The organism is Asanoa ishikariensis (genome assembly GCF_900107455.1).
Classification (GTDB): domain Bacteria; phylum Actinomycetota; class Actinomycetes; order Mycobacteriales; family Micromonosporaceae; genus Asanoa; species Asanoa ishikariensis.
This window is the reverse complement of sequence record NZ_FNQB01000002.1, coordinates 514,331-532,123: the sequence shown is the minus strand read 5'-3', so window position 1 is coordinate 532,123 and position 17,793 is coordinate 514,331. Positions and strand designations below refer to the sequence as shown.

Annotated in this window: 16 protein-coding genes; 9 read left to right on the top strand and 7 right to left on the bottom strand. The window is 70.2% G+C overall.

Annotated elements, in window-relative coordinates; all coding sequences use genetic code 11:
• Window positions 1-6: 6 nt before the first annotated feature.
• From BLV39_RS16805 to BLV39_RS16785, 5 genes are all read right to left on the bottom strand, one after another.
• Complete coding sequence (locus BLV39_RS16805) at window positions 7-708, bottom strand: response regulator transcription factor (protein WP_089247491.1); 702 nt, start codon at window positions 706-708, stop codon at window positions 7-9.
• Between the two features lie 76 nt (window positions 709-784).
• Entirely contained in the window at window positions 785-1,375 is a 591-nt protein-coding gene (locus BLV39_RS16800; protein WP_090792954.1) for a PadR family transcriptional regulator, read from the bottom strand.
• A complete protein-coding gene (locus BLV39_RS16795) occupies window positions 1,372-2,205 on the bottom strand; it encodes a DUF4097 family beta strand repeat-containing protein (protein WP_239083595.1) in 834 nt (277 codons plus the stop codon). Before BLV39_RS16795 ends, BLV39_RS16800 begins: the two co-directional genes overlap by 4 nt.
• A gap of 74 nt (window positions 2,206-2,279) precedes the next feature.
• Window positions 2,280-3,119 carry a lysophospholipid acyltransferase family protein gene (locus BLV39_RS16790; protein WP_090792948.1) on the bottom strand — a complete coding sequence of 280 codons (840 nt, stop codon included), beginning with the start codon at window positions 3,117-3,119 and terminating at the stop codon, window positions 2,280-2,282.
• 20 nt (window positions 3,120-3,139) lie between these two features.
• Window positions 3,140-3,871, bottom strand: coding sequence for a GNAT family N-acetyltransferase (locus BLV39_RS16785; protein ID WP_090792946.1), 732 nt, complete (start codon window positions 3,869-3,871; stop codon window positions 3,140-3,142).
• A 120-nt stretch (window positions 3,872-3,991) separates the two neighbouring features.
• On the opposite strand from BLV39_RS16785, the gene BLV39_RS16780 reads away from it, so the two are divergent.
• From BLV39_RS16780 to BLV39_RS16750, 7 genes are all read left to right on the top strand, one after another.
• Window positions 3,992-4,636 carry a hypothetical protein gene (locus tag BLV39_RS16780; protein WP_090797428.1) on the top strand — a complete coding sequence of 215 codons (645 nt, stop codon included), beginning with the start codon at window positions 3,992-3,994 and terminating at the stop codon, window positions 4,634-4,636.
• A 64-nt stretch (window positions 4,637-4,700) separates the two neighbouring features.
• On the top strand, window positions 4,701-5,615 hold the full coding sequence (locus BLV39_RS16775; RefSeq protein ID WP_090792943.1) for an ABC transporter ATP-binding protein: 915 nt from the start codon (window positions 4,701-4,703) through the stop codon (window positions 5,613-5,615).
• The gene (locus BLV39_RS16770; RefSeq protein WP_090792941.1) at window positions 5,612-6,430 is read left to right on the top strand and encodes an ABC transporter permease; all 819 of its coding nucleotides are present in this window, start codon (window positions 5,612-5,614) and stop codon (window positions 6,428-6,430) included. Before BLV39_RS16775 ends, BLV39_RS16770 begins: the two co-directional genes overlap by 4 nt.
• 133 nt (window positions 6,431-6,563) lie before the next feature.
• Window positions 6,564-10,337: a multifunctional oxoglutarate decarboxylase/oxoglutarate dehydrogenase thiamine pyrophosphate-binding subunit/dihydrolipoyllysine-residue succinyltransferase subunit gene (locus BLV39_RS16765; protein WP_090792938.1), complete on the top strand. Its 3,774-nt coding sequence runs from the start codon at window positions 6,564-6,566 to the stop codon at window positions 10,335-10,337.
• 2 nt (window positions 10,338-10,339) lie between these two features.
• The gene (locus BLV39_RS43030; RefSeq protein WP_090792937.1) at window positions 10,340-10,516 is read left to right on the top strand and encodes a DUF6104 family protein; all 177 of its coding nucleotides are present in this window, start codon (window positions 10,340-10,342) and stop codon (window positions 10,514-10,516) included.
• Between the two features lie 52 nt (window positions 10,517-10,568).
• Window positions 10,569-12,611 (top strand): phosphate acetyltransferase, encoded by a 2,043-nt coding sequence (pta, locus tag BLV39_RS16755; protein WP_090792934.1) that lies wholly within the window; start codon window positions 10,569-10,571, stop codon window positions 12,609-12,611.
• A complete protein-coding gene (locus BLV39_RS16750) occupies window positions 12,608-13,834 on the top strand; it encodes an acetate kinase (RefSeq protein WP_090792931.1) in 1,227 nt (408 codons plus the stop codon). Before pta ends, BLV39_RS16750 begins: the two co-directional genes overlap by 4 nt.
• Here BLV39_RS16750 and BLV39_RS16745 read toward each other — a convergent pair.
• Window positions 13,831-14,013, bottom strand: a complete 183-nt coding sequence (locus BLV39_RS16745; protein WP_090792915.1) for a hypothetical protein — start codon at window positions 14,011-14,013, stop codon at window positions 13,831-13,833. The genes BLV39_RS16750 and BLV39_RS16745 overlap by 4 nt on opposite strands.
• Window positions 14,014-14,099: 86 nt before the next feature.
• Here BLV39_RS16745 and BLV39_RS16740 point away from each other — a divergent pair, with 86 nt between their 5' ends.
• Window positions 14,100-15,020 (top strand): alpha/beta hydrolase family protein, encoded by a 921-nt coding sequence (locus tag BLV39_RS16740; RefSeq protein ID WP_143049787.1) that lies wholly within the window; start codon window positions 14,100-14,102, stop codon window positions 15,018-15,020.
• The gene (locus BLV39_RS16735; RefSeq protein WP_239083596.1) at window positions 15,017-15,946 is read left to right on the top strand and encodes an alpha/beta hydrolase family protein; all 930 of its coding nucleotides are present in this window, start codon (window positions 15,017-15,019) and stop codon (window positions 15,944-15,946) included. The genes BLV39_RS16740 and BLV39_RS16735 overlap by 4 nt, the downstream gene beginning before the upstream one ends.
• 37 nt (window positions 15,947-15,983) lie before the next feature.
• On the opposite strand, the gene BLV39_RS43025 is transcribed toward BLV39_RS16735, so the two are convergent.
• Window positions 15,984-17,285, bottom strand: a complete 1,302-nt coding sequence (locus BLV39_RS43025) for a hypothetical protein (protein WP_090792908.1) — start codon at window positions 17,283-17,285, stop codon at window positions 15,984-15,986.
• Window positions 17,286-17,793 lie beyond the last annotated feature (508 nt).

Below are 17,793 nucleotides of genomic sequence, written 5' to 3'. Positions count from 1 at the left end.
CTCCGGTCAGGCCGTCGGTTTGCGCAGGACGTATCCGACGCCACGCAGGGTGTGGATCAGCCGCGGCTGGCCATTGTCGATCTTGCGACGCAGGTAGGAGATGTAGCTCTCCACGATGTTGTCGTCGCCGCGGAAGTCGTAGTTCCAGACGTGGTCGAGGATCTGCGCCTTGGACAGCACCCGGTTGGCGTTGAGCATCAGGTAGCGCAGCAGCTTGAACTCGGTCGGGGAGAGCTGGACCCGCGCTCCGGCGCGGTAGACCTCGTGGGTCTCCTCGTCGAGCTCCAGGTCGGCGAACGTGAGCCGGGAGGTGCTCTGGTCACCGGAGGTGGTGCGGCGCAGGACCGCCCGGATGCGGGCGGTCAGCTCTTCGAGGCTGAACGGCTTGGTGACGTAGTCGTCGCCACCGAGGGTCAGGCCGCGGATCTTGTCGTCGGTGGCGTCGCGAGCGGTCAGGAACACTACGGGGGTACGGGTGCCGCCCTCGCGCATCAGCCTTATCACCTCGAAGCCGTCGAGGTCGGGCAGCATCACGTCGAGGACGACCAGATCCGGCCGGCGATCCTTGGCGGCGCTGACGGCGGAGCTGCCGCTGGTCGCGGTGCTCACCTCGAAGCCCGCGAACTTCAAGCTGGCGGAGAGCAGCTCGAGAATGTTCGGGTCGTCTTCGACGACAAGCAGTCTCGCCTCGGTCTGTGGAGCGGCCATGACACCCATCATTAACCCGTACGCTGTGTCGCCGCTGGATTGAACCTGAAAGTCCGCTGTGCGCGATGGGTGGTTTCTACCGTTGCATCCGGCGCAGCCCGTCGAGCACCCCATCGAGCAGCCTGGACGCCGTGCGGAGCTGGTCGTCGCTGAACCGACCACGCCGGACGAGCGCACGCACCTCGTCGGAGAACGCCACCAACCGCCGGTCGAAGTCGGCCTGCGGGTCGGTGCCGGGCGGCCGGCCACCGAGCTGGACGTCGACCACCCAGGTCCCCCGCCGGGTCTGCCGGGCCGCCTCCTTCAGCTCGCGCTTGAGGTCGCGGGCCGAGCCGTGCACCTCGGCCTGGATCTCGGCGGCCAGGTCGGCGACGGACGCGTTGATGTCCTTCTCCAGCGCGTCCAGCTCGCCGGCCCGCTGACGCAGCTCGGAGCGGCCGTCGTCGGTGATCGAGTAAGTCTTGCGACCACCCGCCGCGGCGTGGGTGACCAGCCCCTCGCTCTCCATCCGGGCCAGCCGCGGATAGATCGTGCCGGCGCTGGGCGCATAGGTGCCGTGGAACCGGTCGGCCAGCAGCCGGATCAGCTCGTAGCCGTGCTTCGGGCCGTCGTCGAGCAGCTTGAGCAGGTAGAGACGCAACCGCCCATGGCTGAACACGGCCGTCATGCCGGCGTCTCCCCTCCGTCGTCGACCGGGCGCGCCAGCAACGCGATGCTGCCGGAAACGGTCGTCGCCCAGAGTTTGCCGGTTCCGCCGCCGAGTTGGCCGCGCCGGTGCTGCGACGAGCCGTGTCGTTCGGTGGCCAGTTGCGGGAACGCGCTGGTGATCTGGCCGGACTGGGTGTGCAGGTCGACGGCCAGGTCGGCGTCTTCCCGGACCCGGACCGTGACGCTGCCGGAGGTGGCGTGCAGCCGGAGCTCGCGGTGGTGCGGGTTGTCCAGATCACAGGTGACCGAGCCGGAGACGGTCGACATCTCGACCCGGTCCGCCGCGCTGTCGGCGAGCACGAGCTCGCCGGAGACGGTCTTGAGGCTCAGGTCGCCGTCGACGCCCAGCGCCTCGACCGGCCCGGCGACGACCTTGGCACGGGTCCGCCCGCCCAGGCCCATCAGCGTGATCCGGCCCGAGGTCAGCTCGACGTCGGTGTCCGTGCGCAGGCCGGCGGCCACCACCGCGCCGTCGACGAGCCGCACGTAGGCGCCGGTCGCGCGGGGCACGCCGATCGAGACCTCGACCCGGAAGCGGCGGCGGAGTTGCCCGATCCACCACAACACGCCGGGAAAACGGGGCATCCGGTGATGCCGGATCACGAGGGTACGGTCGACCACCTCGACGATCACCGGGGTGCGCCCGGCCCGGGTGACATCGACCCGCGCCGGACCGTCCTCGCCGCCCACCAGGTTGACCCGGCCGGAGACCAGGTTGACGTCGACCCGGTCGACGGCCGCGTCGATGCTGAGCCGCTGTGGCTCCTCCACGGTCCAGACGTTGGACACGGGCTCACCTCCCGAAAGCCGCTTGAGCATATCGCGATGTATCGCGTTATGCCAGCGGCTCCGGGGGAAGGGGGTTACGCGGCGAGTGCCACCGGGATCGGCAGCGGGATCTCCTCGACGGGGATCGGGACAGGGACGAAGACCGGCGTGCCGACGGCGGCCTGGGCCACCCGGGCCAGTGCCCGGCGGGACGCCGCGGGCTCCGGGTGCAGCGCTGGGGCCACGGAGACCGACGCGACCGGCATGGGCATCGCGAGCACCCGGCGGACCGAGGACCACAGGGTCTCGTCGCCGATGAACGAGGCGGCCGGGCCGCCGTACCGCAGGGTCACCGGAACGATCGTCGCACCGGCGTCGATGGCGGCCTGGAACATCGCCGGGCGGAACGACCCGACCGACTCGCCACAACCGGTGGTGCCCTCCGGGAAGACCGTGACCACGGCACCCGCGCGCAGTGCGGCGGCCACGTCCGCGACGGTGTCGGGCAGCGTCTTCGGCCGGTCCCGGTCGATGAAGATCGTGCCGCCGGACGCCGCCAGCGCGCCGAACAGCGGCCATTGCCGCACCTCGACCTTGGCCAGCATCCGGCCGGGAGCAACCGCGAGCAACGCGACGATGTCCAACCAGGACACGTGGTTGGCGACGACCAGCGCCCGGCCGCGCGGGAGGCGACCGCGCAGCCTCAGCCGCACACCGAGCGCGGCCAGCGTGAGCCGGCCCCAGGCCTTCGCAGCCCGGTTCCGCCCGCCCTCGGTGAGCAACGGCAGCACCGGCACCAGCAGGGCGCCGAAGACCAGCGCGCCCAACAGCCGGACGAACCGCAGCACCTGGATCGCCGTCGGCGCTTCCGTCTTCTCGTCGTTGGTGTCGAGGCAGGGTGTGCCGCAGTCGTTCCGCGGCCGCCACAGGCTCATTGGTCGACCCCTAGACTGAGTCATCGTTCCTCTCCGAGGAAGTGCCGCATGTAGCGCGGGTCGATCCGGTCCAGGGACAGCAGGATGTAGAGGTCGGCGCAGTCGAAGTCCGGGTCGTAGGCCGGCTCGCCGCAGACCCACGCGCCCAGCCGCAGGTAGCCGCGCAGCAGCGGCGGCATGGCCGCGCTCGAGATCGCCTCGGACGGCTGCATCTCCCACGGGTGACGCGGGGTGACGCGCATCCGCGGCGGGGAGATGTGCTTGGTGCGGACCCGCTCCCAGACCCCGGCGGCCAACGCGCCGCCGTCTTCGAGCGGGATCGAGGCGCAGCCGCCCAGCCACCGCTTGTTGTGCAGGTGGAGGTACCGGGCGATGCCGGCCCACATCAGGTTGATCACCGCGCCGGAGCGATGCTCCGGAGCGACGCACGACCGGCCGGTCTCGACCAGGGCGTCGCGCAGCGGGTCGAGAGCGGACAGATCGAACTCGGTGTCGCCGTAGCGGCTGGTCGTCCGCCCGGGCAACAGCATCCGGTAGGTGCCGACGATCGCACCCGACTTGTCGTCGCGGACGATCAGATGGTCGCAGGCCTCGTCGAACTCGTCGACGTCGTGGCCGGGGACCGTGGTGTGCAGGGTCGCACCGAGCTCCTCGGCGAACACCTGGTAGCGCAGCCGTTGTGCGGCGGCGACCTGCTGCGCGTCGTCCGCGATCAGCAGGGTGTAGCCGCCGGTCCTGGTCAGGAGGTCCATGCGTTCTGTGTAAGTGCGCCGGCTACCACACGCGTGTCGGAGAACGGGTGCGGGGATGTCGATTGAGTGAACGCCGGACCTCGATGCTTGTGGGAAGGTGTGCTGGTGAACAGCCGTTCGATGGTCATCGCCAGCCGGTTCAACGGTCCGCCGGGCACCGGCAACGGCGGCTACTCCGCCGGCACCTTCGCCGCGCTGGTCGACGAAGCCGGCGTCCCCGAGGTCACGCTGCTCAAGCCGCCGCCGCTGGACGTGCCCCTGACCGCCGACGGCGGCGCCGTGCTCGACCCGGCCGGCCAGGTGGTCGCGACCGCGCGCGCGGTGCCGGAGTTCGACGTCGTCGCGCCGCGCATCACGATCGAGGCCGCGACCGAAGCCGCCGCCCGTTACGCGGGGTTCACGGATCACCCGTTCCCGACGTGCTACGTCTGTGGACCGGAACGCGCCGACGGGCTGCGGATCTTTCCCGGGCCGGTCGACGGCGTGGTCGCGGCGCCGTTCACCGCACCGGCGCAGGTGTCCACCGAGACGGTCTGGTCGGCGCTGGACTGCCCCGGCGGCTGGTCGGTGCTCGCGCCCGGCCGGGCGTACGTGTTGGGCCGGATGGCCACGATGATCGCCGAGCCGCCGGCGCCGGGCAGCGAGTCGGTCGTGGTCGGCATGTTGTCAGCCACCGAGGGCCGCAAGGCCGCGGTGCACTCGGCCCTCTACGACAGCGACGGCAGGTTGCTGGCCCATGCCCGGGCCACCTGGCTGGCGATTTAAGGACACCGTTCGACCTACCCCGCCGGTATGGTGTGCGGCGACGTCACCCGGGGGAAGGAGCGAGATGTCCGACGGCGAGATAGTGGTCTCCGGTCTCACCAAGCGCTACAAGACTTTGCTGGCTGTCGACGGGCTCTCGTTCAGCGTCCGGCCGGGCCGGGTGACCGGCTTCCTCGGTCCCAACGGCGCCGGCAAGACCACCACGTTGCGCATGTTGCTCAACCTCGTGACGCCGACCTCCGGCACGGCCACGATCGGCGGCAGCCGCTACGCCGACCTGCGCGACCCGCTGCGCACGGTGGGCGCGGTGCTCGAAGCGTCCAGCGCGCACAAGGGCCGCACCGGCATCAACCACCTGCGGGTGATCTGCGCGGCCGCCGGCCTGCCGAAGAAGCGGGCCGACGAGGCGCTCGAGCTGGTCGGCCTGACCCCGGCCGCGAAGCGCAAGTTCAAGGGCTACTCGCTCGGCATGCGCCAGCGGCTCGGCATCGCCGCCGCCATGCTGGGCGACCCGCGGGTGCTGATCCTCGACGAGCCGGCCAACGGCCTCGACCCCGAGGGCATCCGCTGGATGCGCAGCCTGCTCCAGGGGCTAGCCCGCGAGGGCCGCACCGTCCTGGTCTCCAGCCACCTGCTCTCCGAGATGGAGTTGCTGGCCGACGATGTCGTGATCATCGCGAACGGCAAGCTGCTCCGGCAGGGCCCGATGGGTGAGGTCGTCACCTCGATGACCACCACCGCCCACGTGCGGGTCCGCACGCCGCAGGCCGACGGGCTGACCGCCGCGCTGAGCGGCCTGCCGGGCGCCACCGTGACCCCCAGCAGTGACAACACGCTGCTGGTCACCGGCGTCGAGGCACCCGCGATCGGCAAGGCGGCCCTGGCCGCCGGGGTCGAGCTGCACGAGCTGACCCCCGAACGCCCCGACCTCGAGGGCGTCTTCCTGGAGCTCACGGCCGGAAAGGCGGGCATCCGATGAGGCTGGTGCGCAGCGAGCTACTCAAGGTCCGCACGGTCAACACGTGGTGGGTGTTCGGGCTGATCGCGCTGGCGCTGTGGGCGCTCACGACGGGCGTCAACTGGCTGCAGACCTCGGTGCTGGCCAACCCCCCGGAGGGCACGCCGACCGACGACGCGCAGTTCAACGCCGTGCGCGAGGCCCCCAACATCGCCGCCAACCTCTACACCAGCGGCCAGTTCCTCGGCCTGATGATCGTGATGTTGATCGGCGTCATCGTCGTGACCAACGAGTTCGCGCACCAGACCGCGACCACGACGTTCCTGACCAACCCGCGCCGCACCGCGGTCATCCTCGCCAAGCTGGCCGCCGCCAGCATCGTCGGTCTGCTGTTCTGGCTCGTCACCACGGTGCTCAACTTCCTCGTGGCACCGCTGATCCTCGCCGCCTACGACGTCCCGTCACAGCTCGGTGAGAGCGCCCTCTGGCAGGCCATCCTGCTCAACGGCCTGGCCTACCTGCTCTGGGCGGTGATCGGCGTCGGCTTCGGGGTGCTCATCCCGAGCCAGCTCGCCAGCACGATCACCACCAGCGCGCTCTACATCGGCGGCTTCTTCGCCGGGGCGATCCTGCTGGGCGTGTTCGCCGACCGTTTCGGCGACTGGTGGAACAACCTCCAGTTGGTCATCCCGCCGCTGGCCTCGGGCCTGCTGGTCACCGGCACTGACCTGCCAGGCAGCCCACCACGCTGGTCCGGCGCGGCCGTCTTGATCGCCTATGCCCTAGTCGCAGGCCTCATCGGCACCCTCATCACACGCAAGCGCGACATCTCCTAACACCTGCGCGCGATTTAACCTGTGAGACGTGACACGGACGGACGTCGCCGACGGCTGTCCATGTCGCGCGGCGTAGCCTTGGCTCCGTCTTCTCACACCCACACACAGCGCGCGGAAGAGGCGATTACCGGCCGTGTCGAGCCAGCAGACATCTGATAACCCACTCGCGGGTTTCGGCCCCAATGAGTGGATCGTCGACGAGATGTACCAGCGCTATCTCGCGGACCCCACGAGCGTAGACCCGGCGTGGCACGACTTCTTCGCCGATTATCGCCCGGACAACGACGGTGCGTCGCCGACTCAGGCGGCCGCGGCGACAGCTACCCAGACCGCCGCCAAGGCCGGCACCGACGCACCTGCGGCCGCCACGTCCCCGGAGCCCCGGGCGACCGCCGCGAAGGCCGCCCCCAAGCCCTCCGCGACTACGAAGAGTGACGGCAAGGTGGACACAGTCACGAAGGCGCCCGCGCAGCCCCGCGCGACGGCACCCGCCCCGGCCAAGCCCACCGCCGCGCCGGCCGCTAAGGCCAAGGAGCCTGAGGCCGCCAAGTCGGCCGAGACCACTACCCTCCGGGGCGTCGCCGCCAAGATCGTCCAGAACATGGACGCCTCCCTGGCCGTGCCGACCGCGACCAGCGTCCGGGCCGTGCCCGCGAAGCTCCTCGTCGACAACCGGATCGTGATCAACAACCACTTGGCCCGTGGCCGCGGTGGCAAGGTCAGCTTCACCCATCTGGTGGGTTGGGCGATGGTCCGGGCGCTGCGCGAGATCCCGGCGATGAACAACTCGTTCACCGAGGTCGGCGGCAAGCCGGCCCTGGTGCAGCCCGCGCACATCAACCTCGGCATCGCGATCGACCTCAAGCGTCCCGACGGCACCCGCACCCTGGTCGTGCCGTCGATCAAGGGCGCCGAGGCGATGGACTTCCGGCAGTTCTGGCAGGCCTACGAGGACATCGTGCGGCGTGCCCGGCGCAACGAGCTCACCATGGACGACTACGCCGGCACGACGATCTCGCTGACCAACCCGGGCGGCATCGGCACGGTGCACTCCCAGCCGCGCCTCATGGTCGGCCAGGGCACGATCATCGGCGTCGGTGCCATGGAGTACCCGGCCCCGTACGCCGGCATGTCCGAGGAGCGGCTGGCCGAGCTGGCCGTCAGCAAGGTCATCACGCTGAGCAGCACGTACGACCACCGGATCATCCAGGGCGCCCAGTCCGGCGAGTTCCTCAAGCTGATCCACGAGCTGGTCCTCGGCGAGCACGGCTTCTACGACCAGATCTTCACCTCGCTCCGGATCCCGTACGAGCCGGTGCGCTGGATGCGCGACGTCGCGGTCAGCTCCGAGGGCGCGATCGACAAGACCGCGCGGGTGATCGAGCTGATCCACGCGTACCGCGTGCGCGGCCACCTGATGGCCGACACCGACCCGCTCGAGTTCAAGATGCGCAAGCACCCGGACCTCGACGTGCTCGAGCACGACCTGACCCTGTGGGACCTCGACCGCAGCTTCCCGGTCGGCGGCTTCGCAGGCAAGCAGACGATGAAGCTGCGCGACATCCTCGGCGTGCTGCGCGACAGCTACTGCCGCCGGGTCGGCATCGAGTACATGCACATCCAGGACCCGGAGGAGCGCCTCTGGATCCAGGAGCGGATCGAGCGGAAGTACGAGAAGCCGTCGGCCGAGGAGCAGAAGCACATCCTCAACCGGCTCAACGCCGCCGAGTCCTTCGAGACCTTCCTGCAGACGAAATACGTCGGCCAGAAGCGCTTCTCGCTGGAGGGTGGCGAGTCGCTGATCCCGCTGCTCGACGAGGTGCTCCAGACCGCCGCCGAGGGCGACCTCGACGAGGTTGTCATCGGCATGGCCCACCGCGGCCGGCTCAACGTGCTCGCCAACATCGTCGGCAAGCCGTACGAGAAGATCTTCTCGGAGTTCGAGGGTTTCATCGACCCGAAGTCGGCGCACGGCTCCGGCGACGTGAAATACCACCTGGGCCAGAACGGCAAGTTCACGACGCCCGACGGCGAGCACGCGATCAGCGTCTCGGTGACCGCCAACCCGTCGCACCTCGAAGCGGTCGACCCGGTGATGGAGGGCATCGTCCGGGCCAAGCAGGACCGGATCGACCTCAAGCTGGAGGGCTACACCGTCCTGCCGCTGGCCATCCACGGCGACGCCGCGTTCGCCGGCCAGGGCGTGGTCGCGGAGACGCTCAACCTCTCGCAGCTTCGCGGCTACCGCACCGGCGGCACCGTGCACGTCGTGGTCAACAACCAGGTCGGCTTCACCACCGCCCCGGAATACTCGCGCTCGTCGCTCTACTCGACCGACGTCGCCCGGATGATCCAGGCGCCGATCTTCCACGTCAACGGCGACGACCCCGAGGCCGTCGTCCGGGTCGCGCGACTGGCCTTCGAATACCGCCAGTCGTTCAACAAGGACGTCGTGATCGACCTGGTCTGCTACCGCCGGCGCGGGCACAACGAGGGCGACGACCCCTCGATGACCAACCCGCTGATGTACTCGATCATCGACCAGAAGCGCTCGGTCCGGAAGCTCTACACCGAGGAGCTCATCGGTCGCGGCGACATCACCGTCGACGACGCCGAAGAGCTGCTGCGCGACTACCAGTCGCAGCTCGAGCAGGTGTTCAAGGCGACCCGCGACGCGGCGACCACCGGCACCCGTCCGGTCCGCAGCCGCCAGCCCGAGCCGGAGCCCGCGGTCGAGACCGCCGTCCCGATCGAGGCCGTACGCGCGGTCGGCGAGGCGCACGTCAACCTGCCGGAGGGCTTCACCCCGCACAAGCGGCTCCAGCAACTGCTCGACCGGCGGCACAAGATGTCCGTCGAAGGGCACATCGACTGGGGCTTCGGCGAGATCATCGCCCTAGGCACACTGCTGGCCGACGGGGTCACCGTCCGGCTGGCCGGCCAGGACTCGCGCCGCGGCACGTTCGTGCAGCGGCACGCCTCGGTCGTCGACGCCGACACCGGCAAGGACTTCCTGCCGCTGGCGACGCTGACCAAGGACCGGGCGCGGTTCTTCGTCCACGACTCACTGCTCTCCGAGTACGCGGCGATGGGCTTCGAGTACGGCTACTCGGTCGAGAACCCCGAGGCGCTGGTGCTCTGGGAGGCGCAGTTCGGCGACTTCGCCAACGGCGCGCAGTCGGTGGCCGACGAGTTCATCACCTCGGGCGAGGTCAAGTGGGGCCAGCAGTCGGCACTGACGCTGCTGCTCCCGCACGGCCACGAGGGCCAGGGCCCCGACCACACCTCGGGCCGGCCGGAGCGCTGGCTCCAGATGGCCGCCGAGGACAACATCCGGGTGGTCATCCCGACGACCCCGGCCAACTACTTCCACCTGCTGCGCCGCCAGGCCCTCTCGCCCAAGCGCAAGCCGCTGATCGTGTTCACGCCCAAGTCGCTGCTGCGGCACAAGCTGGTTGTCTCGTCGGTGGAGGACTTCACCACGGGTACGTTCCAGACGGTCATCCCCGACACCAGCGGGCTCGACCCGCAGGGCGTGCGGCGGGTGCTGCTCTGCTCCGGCAAGGTCTACTACGACCTGGTGCAGGCCCGCGCCGACCGCAAGATCACCGACACCGCGCTGGTACGGATGGAGCAGCTCTACCCGCTCCCGGTCGACGAGGTAAAGCAAGCTCTGAGCGCCTTCCCGAACGCGGTCGACTTCGCCTGGGTCCAGGAAGAGCCGGCCAACCAGGGTGCCTGGTCGTTCGTGGCGCTGAACCTGCTGGAGCACCTCGAGGGCGTCCGGCTGCGGCGGATCTCCCGTCCGGCCGCCGCCGCACCGTCGGTGGGCTCCACGAAGCTGCACGACGCCGAGCAGACCGCGCTGGTCGAGGCGGCCCTGCCCCGGCCCGCATCGGAGAGCTGAGCGTGTACTTCACGGACCGGGGCATCGAGGAACTGGTGTCACGCCGGGGTGAGGAGACGGTGTCGTTGGAGTGGGTCGCTGACCGGCTCCGCGACTTCGTCGACGACAACCCGGATTTCGAGACGCCGATGGAGCGCTTCGCCACGTTCCTGGCCCGGCTCGACGACGACGAGGACTAGGACTAGAGCCCGATCACTGCGCCCCACCAACCAACCTGGGTAGGTTGGTTTGGTGGGGCGCAGTGTCTATATCGCGAGTTTCGGTGAAGGTGGCGGCAAGTCGACGGTGGCGCTCGGCCTGGCCGAGCTGCTCTCGCGGCAGGTCGGGCGGATCGGCGCGTTCCGGCCGCTGGTGACGGTGCCGGGGCAGGACCCGATCCTCGACCTGCTCAGACGCCGCTATGCGATCTCCTTGCCGGCCGCCGACCTGCACGGCGCCACGTACGCCGAGGCGACCGCCATGGTCGCCGCCGGGCGCCGGGAAGAGCTGATCTCCCAGATCGTCGAGCGGTACCGGGCGGTCGAGCGACAGGTCCCGGCCATGGTGGTGATCGGCAGCGACCTCGAGGACAACGACGACCCCCGCCAGCTCGGCTTCAACGCCCGGCTGGCCACCGAGTTCGGCAGCGTGGCCGTCGCCGTGGTCGACGGGCAGACCGACGACCCGGCCTCGGCGATGAGCGCCGCGTACCACAGCCTGACCGACCTGGGCGCCACCGTGCTCACGGTGATCGCGAACCGGGCGCCGGACGGCCTCGTACCGCCGGCCCTGCCGGTCCCCGCGTACGTCATCCCCGAGATCCCCACGGTCTCCGCCCCGACGGTGGGCGAGGTCGCGACGGCGCTGGGCGCGACCGTCCTGACCGGCGACGCCGGCGCCCTCGACCGTGACGTGCTCGACCTGGTCGTCGGCGGCGCGCACGTGCCCGCGTTCCTCGACCACCTGACCGACGGCTGCCTGGTGATCACCCCAGGCGACCGGGCCGACCTGCTGGTCGCCGCGTCCAGCGCGCACGCCAGCGGGCTGGTCGCGGTGGCCGGGCTGATGCTCACTCTCGGCGAGCGCCCCGACGAGCGGGTCATGCGGCTGATCGACCGGCTCGACAGCGGGCTCGCGGTGCTCTCGGTCGACTCCGACAGCTACCACACCGTCGCCGCGGCGTCCCGGATCGAGGGCCGGCCCAGCGCGACCAGCCCGCGCAAGGTGGAGGCCGCCCTGGGCGCCTTCGAGTCGCATGTCGACACCGCCACCCTGGCCGACCGGTTGCAGGTGGCCCGGTCCTCGCGGGTCACCCCGCTGATGTTCGAGTACGACCTGATCGACCGCGCCCGCTCGGCCCGGCGCCGGCTCGTGCTGCCCGAGGGCACCGAGGAGCGGATCCTGCGGGCGGCGGAGATCCTGCTGCGCCGGGGCGTCGCCGACCTCACCCTGCTGGGTGCCGAGGACGAGATCGCCCGCCGGGTACGCGAGATCGGCGTCGACATCTCCGGCGCCACCGTGGTCGACCCGGCCACCAGCGCGTGGCGGGACGACTTCGCGGTCACGTACGCGGGCCTGCGCTCGCACAAGGGCGTCACCCTCGACCTGGCGCACGACGTGGTCGCCGACCCCAACTACTTCGGCACGCTGATGGTGCTGGCCGGCCAGGCCGACGGCATGGTCTCCGGCGCGACCCACACGACGGCGGCGACGATCCGGCCGGCCTTCGAGGTGATCAAGACGGTGCCCGGGGTGTCGGTCGCGTCGAGCGTCTTCTTCATGCTGCTGGCCGACCGGGTGCTGGTCTACGGCGACTGCGCGGTCAACCCCGACCCGGACGCCGCCCAGCTCGCCGACATCGCCCTGTCCAGCGCGGACACCGCCGCCGCGTTCGGCATCGAGCCGCGGGTCGCGATGCTGTCGTATTCCACCGGGACCTCCGGCGCGGGCGCCGACGTCGACAAGGTGGCCCAGGCGACCGCCCTGGTCCGCGAACGCCGGCCGGACCTGCCGGTGGAGGGGCCGATCCAGTACGACGCGGCGATCGACGCCGAGGTGGCCGCCGCGAAGCTGCCGGGCAGCCTGGTCGCCGGCCGGGCGACGGTCTTCATCTTCCCGGACCTCAACACGGGCAACAACACCTACAAGGCCGTGCAGCGCTCGGCCGGCGCGGTCGCGGTCGGCCCGGTCATGCAGGGCCTGCGCCGACCGGTCAACGACCTGTCCCGCGGCGCGACGGTCAAGGACATCGTCAACACGGTCGCCATCACCGCCATCCAGGCGGCGGCCCGATGAGCCGCGTCCTGGTCCTCAACTGCGGCTCGTCGTCGCTGAAATATCGCCTCTTCGACGTGCCCGCCGGCCACGGGTGGAACGCGGCCGGCGGGGTGGTCGCGCGCGGCGCGGCCGACAGCGACCCGGCACGCGACGACGAAGCCCCGGCCGCCGCGGAGGTGGAGCCGGTTGTGGTCGCGAGCGGCGTCGTCGAGCGGATCGGCGAGAGCGAGCCCGGCGCGCCCCAGAACCACGCCGAGGCGCTGGCCGCGGCCATGGCGGAGATCTCGCTCGACGGCCTGACCGCGGTCGGCCACCGGGTCGTACACGGTGGACTGACCTTCACCGCGCCGGCGCTGGTCGACGACGCGGTGCTCGCCGCGATCGCCGACCTGGTCCCGTTGGCACCGCTGCACAACCCGGCCAACCTGGCGGGCATCCAGGTCGCCCGGTCGCTGCTGCCGGGCGTGCCCCAGGTGGCCGTCTTCGACACCGCCTTCCACCGGACGCTCTCCCCCGCGGCGAGCACGTACGCGATCGACGCCGAGACGGCCGAGCGGTACGGCATCCACCGCTACGGCTTCCACGGCACCTCGCACGCGATCGTCTCGCGGCGCACGGCGGCGCTACTCGGCCGGCCGGTCGAGGAGGTCAATACGATCACCCTGCACCTCGGCAACGGCGCGAGCGCCTGCGCGGTTGAGGGTGGGCGCAGCGTCGGCACGTCCATGGGGCTCTCGCCGCTGGAGGGGCTGGTCATGGGCACCCGCAGTGGCGACCTGGACCCGGCGATCATCTTCCATCTGCACCGGGTCGCTGGGATGCCGCTCAGCGAGATCGACGAGCTGCTCAACCGGCGCAGTGGGCTGGTCGGCCTGGCCGGCGTCAACGACATGCGCGTCCTGCTGGCCAAGCGCGCGACCGGCGACCGCGCGGCGGCGCTGGCGTTCGAGGTCTACTGCCGACGGATCCGCTCGTACGTCGGCGCCTACTACGCCGACCTGGGCCGCCTGGACGCGATCACGTTCACCGCGGGCGTGGGTGAGAACGCGCCGGCCGTACGCGCGGCGGCGCTGGCGGGCCTGGATCGGCTCGGCATCGTGGTGGACCCGGCCCGCAACGAGGCACCCGAACGCGGGGCACGCGTGATCTCGCCACCGGATGCTCCGGTGGCGGTGTGTGTGGTGCCGACCGATGAGGAGTGGGAGATCGCCACCCAGACGCTCGGGGTAGTAGCGGCCTAGGTCAGCGCGAAGACCAACACGATGATCACCACGGCGGCCAGGACGGCACCGCCGATGATCAGCGGCGTGCGGTTGGCGGCGGCGGGGGCTGGGGTGCTGGGGGCAGCGGCTTCCTCGCGGGCCTGGAAGGCGCGGAACGCCTCCGTGTTGCCGCTCGGATCCCGGTAGTCGTCAGACATGCGAACGACCTTAGCGAACCGCTTCGACCACCCCAAACACCGAAAAGGCTGACGTCTGTCCGGTTCCTAGCACTTACCGTGTGGTCATGGGGGGAAGGCGGTCGGTACTCGCACTGCTCGCTTTGCTGCTCATATTCGCAATATCCGCATTCGTCCCGGTGGCGAGCTCCCCTGGCGGCGCGGCCGTCAACACGACCGGCGCCTACCCGGTCGGCGTGCGCGTCGTGGCGTTCTCTCGAGGCGCCGACCGCCCACTGCCGACCATGGTCTGGTATCCCGCCGGCCCGGACGCCGGCCACACCGGCCCGGGCACGGCCAGCCGGGACGCCCGGGTCGCGGCGGGCCGGTTCCCACTGGTCGTCTTCAGCCACGGCCTGCAGAGCCGCCCGGAAGACCACGTGCAGCTCACCACCCGATGGGCCGCCGCCGGGTTCGTCGTGATCGCGCCGGCCTACCCGCACACGAAGAAGGGCGCGCCCGGCTACACCCGCGACGACCTGGTCAACCAGCCCGCTGACGCGTGGGCGGTGGTGCTCGGGGTGAGCCGCCTCGACTCCACGCCCGGCGACCCGTTCGCCGGCCACCTCGACACCGCCGACGTGGTCGCGGCCGGCCACTCGGGCGGCGCGTACACGGCGGCCGCGATGTTGCAGCGTGGCCACTCCGCCCGGCTGAAGGGCGCGATCGTGATCGCCGGCGCCCGCCCCCGGTTCGAGTTCGGCGGCCCGCCGGCCACCATGCTCTTCATCCACGGCGACGCCGACCCGACGGTCCCGTACGCCACCGGCCGTGCCGTCTACGCCCGCGTCCCGTGGGACAAGGGCTTCCTGACGCTGCATGGCCTCAACCACGGTTCCTACCTGAGTCCGGGCCAGCGCGGGTTCAATGAGGTCATGACGTCGACCACGGACTTCCTGCGCTGGCGCCTCGACGGCGACAAGCACGCCAGATGCTCCCCCGGACCGTTGCGCACCACCTTCGGCCCCGACAAGCAGCTCTGCGGATGAAGCCGGCGATCCCTCGGGTCGCCATGGTCGCGCTGGGCGGGGCGTTGTTGGCGGGGTGCGGCGTGGTCGCGCCGCCGTCGACGCCGGCATTTCGCACGCCGGTGGCCGCATCGCCCAGTGTGACGTCCGCGCCCCCGCCGGTGCGGGGGACGGCTCCGGCGCGGTCGTTCTCGGTCGAGGAGCGGGAGCTCGCGCTGTCGCGGGGTGGGCGGAGGTTGACGACCACCGTCTTCTACCCGTCGGGTGCCGGGCGGTTCCCGGTGGTGCTGTTCAGTCATGGGCTGGGTGGGCGGCCGGCGGACTACGCGCCGTTGTTGCGGCAGTGGGCCGCGGCCGGCTTCGTGGTGGCGGCGCCGGCCTATCCCCACACCAGTGGCGGTGCGGCGGACTACGACGTGTTCGACGTGGTCAACCAGCCGGCCGACGCCTCGTACGTGATCGGGAAGGTGCTCGCCCTCGACGGCCGGCGCGGTGACGGGTTGTTTCATCGGCTGGCCACGGATCGGGTGGCGGCGGCCGGGCACTCCGCGGGCGGCATCACCACGGTCGGGCTCTTCACGCTGGCCCGCGACGCACGGCTGGACGCCGGGATCGTGCTGTCCGGCAGCTCGCTGGGCACCGGCACCGGTTTCCGCGGCGCGGCGGCACCGATGCTGTTCGTGCACGGCGAGCGGGACGAGACCGTGTCGTACGCGTCAGGTAAGGCCGCCTACGACGCCGTACCGTGGCCGAAGGCGCTGTTGACCTTTCCCAAGGGTGACCACGGCGCGACCCTGCTGCGCGACGGCGGCGCGTCGTTCGAGGTGCTGGCCGACACGACGACGGAGTTCCTGCGCTTCGCCCTCTACGGCGACCCGGCGGCCAAGCCGCGGATCGACCGGGCAGCCACCCGCGACGACGTCGCGACGCTGGACGACCACCTGTGAACGGCGGGGTCCGAAGTGGACCCCGCCGTCGCAGCGGTTACTTGACCGGCTTGCGGTTGTCGGCGAACAGGTTGGTGCTGTTCTGCCAACTGATGCCGGTCTGGGTGGGCCGCGCGATCACGCCGTAGCGGAAGTCGCGGCCGAACAGGTTGTCGCGGAACACGATGCCCGACCCGTTGAGGTCTTCCCGCACACCGATCGAGTAGTTGCCGCCGTTGCAGAAGTTCTGCTCGAACACCAGGTTGGTGACGCTCGGGCCGGTGGTCGAACCGATCATCAGGCAGGCGTTGAACGGATCCTTCGTGTTCGGGTTGTACGCCTCGATGGTGTTGTGCCGGACCACGATGTTCTTGCCGGCCGTGGTCTGCATCGCGTCGTTGTGCGAACCCGACGCGCGGGTCAGGTGGTGGATCCAGGAGTCGATGACCTGGCTGTTGTCGCTCAGCCGCGGCCCGTCGATGGTGTTGAAGATCTCCACCTTCTTGAGCGTGTAGCCGCCGCAGCACACCGTCGCCGAGTTCTTGCCCTGGCCGTCGATGGTCACGTTCTCGACGAGCAGGTTGGCGCTGGCGTCACTCACCTTGATCGAGTAGTTGCTGCCGCAGCTGATCTTCGAGTTGCGGATCGTCACGTTCTTGGCGGTGACCGTCACGCAACCCTTGATGTCGAGGCCGCTGACGACCTGGCCGGCCTTGGCGAGGTTGAGCCCACCCGAGGCCTTGAGCGTGGTGCCGTCCGGCACACCGGTGTTGTCCGGGCCGGGGAACGAGCTCGGAATGCCCGGGCCCTGGCCACCGCCCGCGGCCGGCGGCGGGTCGGCCGGCTTGGTCGGCTTCGGGGACGGCTTGACGGTGGGTGTGGCGGTCGGCGTGGGCACCGCGGTCGGCGTCGGCGTCGCGGTCGGCGCGGGGTTGATCGGCGCGCTCGGGAGCGCCTCCCCCGCCTCGACGTTGACCTTCTGCCCGTTCCAGGTGGAGTCGACGATCGTCGCGGGCGCGGCGTCGGAGAACATGAACCCGTTGCGGCAACCCGTCAACGTGACCCGCGTGGCGGTGTAGTTGCCGAATACGATCCCGTTCGTCTTGCTCGATTCACAGAAGATCTTCGTGTCTTCAATGCGCGTGCCGTTGAAGCCTTCGTACACACGGAGCGAGTGATAACCACCGTAGCGAATGGTGGTATTCCGGATGGTGACGTTGTCAGCCTTTACGTACACGTATCCGTTGATCGTCTGCCCATCGATCACCGTGCCTGCCTTGGTCACCGTGACCGAGCCGGACTTCGCGACCGCCACCCCGACACCCGCGGCGCCGAGAGCGAGCGTGGTCAGCGCCACCACCAGAGCCCGCCCTGGCCGCCGAAAGCCGAATCGCCTTCCGGTGGTGTGCGGTGCTCGTCGGGTGCCTTTGCGCGCTGCCGAAAACATCGAGATCTGACTCCTTTGCAGAGCTTTCCGTGGATGCCACCGCGGAACGGAGCAGACTTTACCGGCCTCACAAGAACGCGCAGTCGGACAGAAAATCCGCTGTGGATCTATCCTTTAGTGATCCTTAAGAGCCGCTGTGGGAACTCTTATATGCGATCGCACGCTTTACTCAAAACCAGCATTTGTCCGATTTGAACACTCCCAATAGTCCGGTTTCTCGCCAACCGAGATTGAGCCATAATTTGACTCGTGCGTGACTGGCCGGCGGGGCTGACTGGGTCAAAGCTGGTCGAGGGGTTGAGCTAGGGCTGGGGCCTCGACGTCAGCACGGTCGCCTACCTATCGCTGGGCGCGGGCAGTTACCACTGGTCGGCGATCGCCGACGGACGGCGCTGGTTCGTCACGATCGAGCTCTCGACCT

Excerpts from the sequence above, each read along its gene's own strand:
- BLV39_RS16805 (WP_089247491.1), bottom strand. The coding sequence starts at position 708 with ATGGCCGCTCCACAGACCGAGGCGAGACTGCTTGTCGTCGAAGACGAC.
- BLV39_RS16800 (WP_090792954.1), bottom strand. The coding sequence starts at position 1,375 with ATGACGGCCGTGTTCAGCCATGGGCGGTTGCGTCTCTACCTGCTCAAG.
- BLV39_RS16790 (WP_090792948.1), bottom strand. The coding sequence starts at position 3,119 with ATGAGCCTGTGGCGGCCGCGGAACGACTGCGGCACACCCTGCCTCGAC.
- BLV39_RS16785 (WP_090792946.1), bottom strand. The coding sequence starts at position 3,871 with ATGGACCTCCTGACCAGGACCGGCGGCTACACCCTGCTGATCGCGGAC.
- BLV39_RS16780 (WP_090797428.1), top strand. The coding sequence starts at position 3,992 with ATGGTCATCGCCAGCCGGTTCAACGGTCCGCCGGGCACCGGCAACGGC.
- BLV39_RS16775 (WP_090792943.1), top strand. The coding sequence starts at position 4,701 with ATGTCCGACGGCGAGATAGTGGTCTCCGGTCTCACCAAGCGCTACAAG.
- BLV39_RS16770 (WP_090792941.1), top strand. The coding sequence starts at position 5,612 with ATGAGGCTGGTGCGCAGCGAGCTACTCAAGGTCCGCACGGTCAACACG.
- BLV39_RS16750 (WP_090792931.1), top strand. The coding sequence starts at position 12,608 with ATGAGCCGCGTCCTGGTCCTCAACTGCGGCTCGTCGTCGCTGAAATAT.
- BLV39_RS16745 (WP_090792915.1), bottom strand. The coding sequence starts at position 14,013 with ATGTCTGACGACTACCGGGATCCGAGCGGCAACACGGAGGCGTTCCGC.
- BLV39_RS16740 (WP_143049787.1), top strand. The coding sequence starts at position 14,100 with ATGGGGGGAAGGCGGTCGGTACTCGCACTGCTCGCTTTGCTGCTCATA.
- BLV39_RS16735 (WP_239083596.1), top strand. The coding sequence starts at position 15,017 with ATGAAGCCGGCGATCCCTCGGGTCGCCATGGTCGCGCTGGGCGGGGCG.